Origin of the sequence: Pseudomonas sp. 34 E 7 (assembly GCF_900005715.1) — a bacterium.
GTDB lineage: Bacteria > Pseudomonadota > Gammaproteobacteria > Pseudomonadales > Pseudomonadaceae > Aquipseudomonas > Aquipseudomonas orientalis_A.
This window is the reverse complement of the sequence record NZ_CVTX01000136.1, coordinates 59518-61741: the sequence shown is the minus strand read 5'-3', so window position 1 is coordinate 61741 and position 2224 is coordinate 59518. Positions and strand designations below refer to the sequence as shown.

2 protein-coding genes are annotated in these 2224 nt (G+C 62.2%); both read right to left on the bottom strand.

All coding sequences use genetic code 11. The annotated features are described in order from the left end of the window. Positions 1–902: DUF58 domain-containing protein (locus BFP96_RS12935; protein ID WP_065936344.1), on the bottom strand; the 902-nt coding region annotated here is incomplete at its 3' end. 5 nt (positions 903–907) lie between these two features. After that, positions 908–1867, bottom strand: coding sequence for an AAA family ATPase (locus BFP96_RS12930; RefSeq protein ID WP_020301524.1), 960 nt, complete (start codon positions 1865–1867; stop codon positions 908–910). Positions 1868–2224: the final 357 nt, after the last annotated feature.

The following is a 2224-nucleotide window of genomic DNA, read 5'->3' as shown; positions in this document are numbered from 1 at the left end:
AGGTATTCGCGCAGTTGCTCGACCATTTCACTCTGGGTGCTCAATGGCATCAATAACACCCGTAGCTTCTGCGCGAGCAATTCCCAGCGGGCGATGCGCGCTTCGGCCTGGGCCTTGTAGGCCTGGCGCAAATCGAAATTGAGCGTGTCCAGTTCCAGTTGCGCGCCGCGTTGCGCAAAGCGCAGCAAGCCGGCGGCGGGCAGGGCGTGGTCCAGTGGGTCGGAGATGGGCAACAGCAGCAGGTCGCAGTGGCGCGACAGCAGGCTCAACTGTTGCTCGGCGCCCTCTGTGAGCGCTCGTTCATCACAGATCACAATGCCCAGGCTGCCCGGGCGCAGCACTTCGCGGCCACGGCGCAGGGCCATGCCCAGCGCGTCGGCTTCAGGAAGGCTCTCGGTGGTGAGGCTCTGGTTGACCCGCACCAGGCGGTTGAGCAGTTGCAGCAGGCTTTTCTTGCTGCGCCGGGGTTTGATTTCGTAGTGCTCGCTGTCGCCGAACACCAGGCCGCCCACGCGGTCGTTATGCCCCAGTGCCGCCCAGCCGATCAGGCTGGCGGCTTGTGCGGCGAGCACCGACTTGAACATCTGCCCCGAGCCGAAAAACAGCCGGCAGCTTTGCTCGACCATGATGAAAATCGGCCGTTCGCGCTCTTCGTGGAACAGCTTGGTGTGGGGCTCCTGGGTACGCGCCGTCACGCGCCAGTCGATGGTGCGCACGTCGTCCCCGGCCTGATACACACGCACCTGGTCGAAATCCACACCGCGCCCGCGCAGCTTGGAGTGGTGCAGGCCGATCAACGGGCTGCGCTGGCCGGGGGTGGAAAACAATTGCACTTCCCGCACGCGATGGCGCATCTCGATCAATTCACTGAGCGTGACGTGGATACCCGCGCTCGCGTTCATCGACTTCAAGCGACGGCAACGACGTCAAGGATGCGTTGCACCACACGGTCCTGGTCTACACCCGCGGCCTCGGCTTCGAACGACAGGATGATGCGGTGGCGCAAGACGTCGAACAATACCGCCTGGATATCCTCGGGGCTGACGAAGTCGCGACCGGCCAGCCAGGCATGGGCACGCGCGCAGCGGTCCAGGGCGATGGAGCCGCGCGGGCTGGCGCCATAGGCAATCCACTCGGCCATCTCCGGGTCGAACTTGGCCGGAGTGCGCGTGGCCATGACCAGTTGCACCAGGTATTCCTCCACCGCATCGGCCATGTACAGGCCGAGGATTTCCTTGCGCGCGGCAAAGATCGCCTGCTGGCTGACGCGGCGCTCGGGCTTGGTTTCACCGTTGAGCGCTTCGCCACGGGCCTGTTGCAGGATGCGCCGTTCGACGGCGGCATCCGGGAAGCCGATCTTGACGTGCATCAGGAAGCGGTCGAGCTGGGCCTCAGGCAACGGGTAGGTGCCTTCCTGCTCGATGGGGTTCTGCGTGGCCATGACCAGAAACAGTGGCGACAGCTCGTAAGTGCTGCGCCCCACGCTGACCTGGCGCTCGGCCATGGCTTCGAGCAACGCCGACTGGACCTTGGCCGGCGCACGGTTGATTTCGTCCGCCAGCACCAGGTTGTGAAAGATCGGGCCTTGCTGGAACACGAAGCTGCCGGTTTCCGGACGATAGATTTCGGTACCGGTGATGTCGGCGGGCAACAGGTCGGGGGTGAACTGGATACGATGGAACTGCGCTTCGATGCCTTCAGCCAGCTCTTTGATGGCCTTGGTCTTGGCCAGGCCCGGTGCGCCTTCGACCAGCATATGGCCGTCGGCGAGCAGGGCGATCAGCAGGCGATCGATGAGTTTTTCCTGGCCGAGAATCTGCGTAGAAAGAAAGGTTCGCAGCGCTAGCAGCGCTTCACGATGTTCCATCGATGACGGTTCCTGGAAAAGATGAGCCTGGGTGTCAGGAAAAAACACCGGCCTGGGGGGCTTACTTTAATGCATCGCGGGGTGTGGCGACTAACGGCGTGACGGGTATTTTTGGCAAAACTTGTAGGAATTTTGTGTAGGGGGGCTTGCTCCGGTGACGGCCGCACAGCCAACGCGTATCTACCTGACGCTCCGAGGTCCAAATGTGGGAGGGGGCTTGCCCCCGATGGCGGCCTCAGGGCCAGCCAGTATCTTGGATCAGACCGAGTACATATCCATTATTTAGGTAACGGCTGCTAATGGTTCCGCTTTTACAGCGGCTCACTTTTGAAAAGCGCAAAAGTAAGCAAAACGCTC

What these genes read in the sequence shown, in the direction of transcription:
- BFP96_RS12930 (WP_020301524.1), bottom strand. Translation starts at nt 1,867, where the DNA reads ATGGAACATCGTGAAGCGCTGCTAGCGCTGCGAACCTTTCTTTCTACG.